The sequence below is a fragment of the Rubrivirga sp. genome (assembly GCF_049648075.1).
In the GTDB taxonomy this organism is placed as follows: domain Bacteria; phylum Bacteroidota; class Rhodothermia; order Rhodothermales; family Rubricoccaceae; genus Rubrivirga.
On sequence record NZ_JBARYR010000348.1, the window covers coordinates 1 to 4,486 of the forward strand.

The window sequence follows — 4,486 nt, forward strand, 5'->3', positions numbered from 1 at the left end:
TTGAGGTCGTAGAGGTTAGCGCGAGGGACGCCGGGGCTCCAGACGTAGAACGGGACCGTGTAGTGGAACGGCCGCTCGGTCTGGTGGTGCCGCCCAGACCCGCCGTGGTCGGCCGTGACGATGACGGCCGTGCGGCCGGACAGGCGCGGCGAGCCCTCGACGGCCTCGAGGACGCGCCCGACCAGGCGGTCGGCGTCTTCGACGGCGCGGAGGTAGCGGCTGCCGCGGCGCAGGCTCCAGCGGAACAGGTGCCCGGCCGCGTCCGGGTCGCGCAGGTGGACGAACGTGTAGGCCGCCGGGTCGGTCTGGAGCTGGTCAACGAGCTGGTCGACCAGGTCGTCCGTGTCGGCATCGTAGACGAACGTGTCGATCTTGTCGCGGCCGTCGTCAGCGCCGGTCGTGTCCGGGGCGCCGTGGGCGCCGTCGTAGCTCACGTCGAAGATCGAGAACTTGGACTTGCTGACGAACGCGGAGGTCGAGAGCCCGTGGTCGTGCGCGACGTCGAACACGCTCGGGACGTAGCGGCCGCGGTTGGAGTGGATCGTGACGCCGGGGCGCGGGTCTCGGTTGGTGGTCCACCCGTGGCCGTCGTCACCGAGCACCGGCCTCGAGGTGAGCTGCGCGGCGTGGTTCGGAAGCGTGATCCGGTAGTCGGCGTCCGTCCGCGCGTTGTGCGTCCAGGCGCCCTCGAGCCGCAAGCGCGTGAGGGCCGGCATCGGGAGGCGCTCGACGGCGTCCGGTCGGAGCCCGTCGATGCTGACGTGGATCACGAAGCGGACCGAGTCGCGCTCGCCCAAGCCTCCCGCGCGATGAGCGACGGCCTCCGACTCGTCGGGGAGCTGGACGACGTCCGCAATGGGATTGAACGCCGCGCACCCCACGAGGGCAAGCAGAACGAAGATGAAGAGCGAGCGAGCAAACATGAGACAAACGTGGGCGCCCGCTCGGAACGCAGTCATCCCCTACAGAGTGCCGCGACGGCTGTCACGCGTCGGCAGCGCCGCCCTCGAGGCCGAGGCGCGGAGCGCGTCCTCGAGGGCGGGCGCGATCAGGTCGGCCCAGGCGGCGTAGGCGTCGCCGCTAGGATGCAGGCGGTCGTCGGCGACGAGATCTCCTTGCGTCCTCGAGGTCAGCGTGACGTCGACCCAGGCGACGCCGGCCCCATGAGCGGTCGCGCGTGCGGCCTCGTTGAAGGCGTCGACCTCGAGGGCGATCTGGGCCGGGTCGCGTCCCGCGCCATCGGGCCGAGGCTGGGTAGCGAAGGGCGTGACGCCCCAGTCGGGAAAAGAGACCGCGACGACGCGCGCGGGCTCGCCACCGGCGAACGCGATGGCCTGGTCCAGCAGGTCGGCGTGCTCGCGGCGGTAGACCTCGAGGTCGCCCCCGCGGTATTGGTTGTTGACGCCGATCAGGAGTGTGACCGCGTCGTACGGCGGGTCGAGGTCGGCAGCCTCGATGCCGGCGGCGAGCTCGTCGGTCGTCCAGCCAGTAGCGGCCACGATCTCGGGCTCTGCGACCTCGAGGCCGCGCTCTCGAAGGGTCGCGGCGACACGGGTCGGCCACCGCTCGTCCGACGCGACGCCCTCGCCGACGGTGTACGAGTCGCCCAGGGCTAGAACGCGGAGCGGCCTGGCTGCGCCGACCTCGCAGGTCGAGGTCGCGTCTCTCGAAGGCGTGCCAGTGGGCTCGGTCATACGGCCGGCGGCGAGGGCGTCACGCGATCGCGTCCAGGATCGCAGCGGCGACGTCGGCCTTCGAGGACGTGGGGATCTCGACGCGCTGGCCGTCGGCCCCCAACAGCGTCACGCGGTTCGTGGCGGACCCCATGCCGGCGCCCGCCTCGCCCTGGACGTTGAGCGCGATCCAGTCGAGGTTCTTGCGCTCCAGCTTGGCCCGAGCGTGGGCCTCGCCATCGTGCGTCTCCAAAGCGAACCCGACGAGTGTCTGCCCGTCGCGCCGCCGTTCGCCGAGCGCGGCCAGCACGTCGGGCGTGCGCTGCAGGTGGAGCGTCAGGTCGTCGTCCCCTTTCTTAAGCTTCCGGTCCGAGGTCTCAGCGGGCGCATAGTCGCTCACGGCGGCCGCAGCGATCACGACGTCCGGGTCGACCTCGAGGGCGGCGTGCATCAGGTCGTCCGCCGTCACGATGTCGACGCGGTCGACGCCGGGCGGCGTCTCGAGAGCGACGGGGCCTGCGAGCAGCGTCACGCGTGCGCCTCGTGCCGCCGCTTGGGCTGCTATGGCGAAGCCCATCTGACCCGTCGAGCCGTTGGACAGGAACCGGACCGGATCCATGGCCTCGCGCGTCGGGCCAGCCGTCACCAAGACGTGCCGGCCTGCCATCGAAGGTCCGCCCTCGAGGTCGGCATCCATCTTCGAGGACGCCATCCACTCGTCGATGAGACGGACCAGATCCTCCGGCTCTGGCAGACGCCCGTCGCCGACTAGGCCCGAGGCCAACTCTCCATGCGCGGGCGATACGACCTCGACGCCGTCGCCCTCGAGGACGGACACGTTGCGGCGCGTGGCCGGGTGCGCCCACATGTCGTGGTCCATGGCCGGGGCCACCATGACCGGGCACCGCGCCGAAAGCACGATCGCGGCCAGCATGGAATCGCAGAAGCCGCCCGCCAGGCTCGCCATCGTCTGGGCGGTCGCGGGCGCGATCACGATGGCGTCGGCCCACAGGCCGAGCTCGACGTGCTTGGTCCAGGCGTCCTGCGCCTGACCCGCCTCGGGAAACAGCTCCGACAGGACGGGCTTGCCGGCCAGCGTCGCGATCGTGAGCGGCGGGATGAACCGCCCAGCCGACGTCGTCATGACGGGCTGCACGTCGGCGCCGGCCTTGAGGAGTCGCCGCGTGAGATCGGCGGCTTTGTAGGCCGCGATGCTCCCCGTGATGCCGAGGACGATGCGTTTGCCGTCGAGCGCCACCCGCGGTGCCGGTCTAGAGCTCCTCGCTCTCGGCTGCCGTCGGGTTGCGGTAGTAGAGCTCGCCCTCCTGGAGCTCGTCGATGGCCGCGCGCGTGGGCTTGGGCTGCCGCTCGTACTCGAGCGAGATCCGGAGCTGGTCCTCGTTGGAGCGGAGCTCCTCGGCGGGGTCGAGCGACAGGTCCTCGAAGTAGCTCAGGCGCTGGTCGAGCTCGGCCTTGGTCTTGGACGAGAGCTGGCGCGCCCGCTTCGAGATCAGAGCGACCGTCTCGTAGAGGTTGCCGGTCTCGTCGGCGAGCTTTTTCGTGTCGAGAGTCTGGAGCGCCATATCTGGGGATCGGTCGGACAGAAGAGGGATAGACTACGCGTGGGGACGGGCCACAGCCGGGAAGAATCGGGGAACGAGTGCGAGCCGGGGCTCACTCGCCCTCGAGGACATGTCCGACGATTTACACCCCGCGCGACTCCAAGAACGTCTGGACGACCTCGATGGTCTCCGCGACCGCGGCCTCGAGGTCGTCGTTGACGACGGTGACGTCGAACTCGGGCGCCGCTGCGATCTCCATCGCGGCCCGGTCGAGCCGCATCGCGATCTGCTTGGCGTTCTCCGTCCCGCGACTGCGCAGCCGATCGGACAGCACGCCGATGTTTGGAGGGGCGACGAACAGCGTCAGCACGTCGTCGCCGTAGATCCGCTTGACGTTGATCGCACCCTTGACGTCGATGTCGAGGACGACGGCCCGGACGTCGCCGCGCAAGGCGAGGGCCTCGAGTTCGGGGCGGAGCGTGCCGTAGAAACGGCCCGGATAGACCTCCTCGTGCTCGAGAAAGTCGCCGGCCTCGATGCGCTCGACGAACGTGTCGGCATCGAGGAAGTGGTAGTGGACGTCGTCGACCTCGCCCGTGCGCGGTGCTCGCGTCGTCGCGCTGACTGAGAAGGTGAGCCCCGGTACCTCGTCCATCAGGCGCCGGGCGATGGTCGTTTTGCCGGCCCCGCTGGGCGCTGTGAGCACGAGGAGCGTCATGGGAGGTGTTGGGGGTTAGGGATTGGGGGCTGGGGAAACGCGGAACGAGCGGGAGTAACCCCAACCCCTAACCCCCAGTCCCCAACACCTAGACAACGTTCTGCACCTGTTCGCGGATCTTCTCGACCTCCTCCTTCATCGAGACCGCGAGACGCGTCAAGGCCGCGTCGTTGGCCTTGGACCCGACCGTGTTGACCTCGCGGCCGATCTCCTGGACCAGGAAGTTGAGCCGCCGCCCGACCGGCTCGTCGGCCTCGAGGGCGGCGCGGAACTGGCCCAGGTGCGACCGCAAGCGGACGGTCTCCTCGGTGACGTCGAGCTTGTCGGCCAGCATGACGGCCTCGGCCTCGAGGCGCCCGGCCTCGAGCGAGCCCTCGAGGTCGGAGAGCCGGTCGAGAAGCCGTTGCCGGGCCTCGACGAGCCGGTTCGGTGCGCGTTCGTCGACCGACGCGGTGAGGGCCTCAAGGGCGCCGACGCGGGCCTCGAGGTCGGCGGCGAGGGTGGCGCCCTCGGCGCGGCGCATGGCCTCGAGC

The 4,486-nt window shown here is 70.2% G+C and carries 6 protein-coding genes; all 6 read right to left on the reverse strand.

The features are described 5' to 3' along the window. Positions 1-923, reverse strand: a 923-nt coding sequence (locus WBA11_RS10285) for an alkaline phosphatase family protein (RefSeq protein WP_424520605.1), incomplete at its 3' end; no start/stop codon positions are given. 39 nt (positions 924-962) lie between these two features. Then, positions 963-1,694: an SGNH/GDSL hydrolase family protein gene (locus WBA11_RS10290; protein WP_424520606.1), complete on the reverse strand. Its 732-nt coding sequence runs from the start codon at positions 1,692-1,694 to the stop codon at positions 963-965. A 19-nt stretch (positions 1,695-1,713) separates the two neighbouring features. Next, entirely contained in the window at positions 1,714-2,931 is a 1,218-nt protein-coding gene (coaBC, locus tag WBA11_RS10295) for a bifunctional phosphopantothenoylcysteine decarboxylase/phosphopantothenate--cysteine ligase CoaBC (protein ID WP_424520607.1), read from the reverse strand. Between the two features lie 13 nt (positions 2,932-2,944). Beyond that, the gene (locus WBA11_RS10300; RefSeq protein ID WP_424520608.1) at positions 2,945-3,256 is read right to left on the reverse strand and encodes a DNA-directed RNA polymerase subunit omega; all 312 of its coding nucleotides are present in this window, start codon (positions 3,254-3,256) and stop codon (positions 2,945-2,947) included. 121 nt (positions 3,257-3,377) lie between these two features. After that, entirely contained in the window at positions 3,378-3,953 is a 576-nt protein-coding gene (gmk, locus tag WBA11_RS10305; protein ID WP_424520609.1) for a guanylate kinase, read from the reverse strand. An 88-nt stretch (positions 3,954-4,041) separates the two neighbouring features. Continuing rightward, positions 4,042-4,486: endoribonuclease YicC domain-containing protein (locus WBA11_RS10310; protein WP_424520610.1), on the reverse strand; the 445-nt coding region annotated here is incomplete at its 5' end.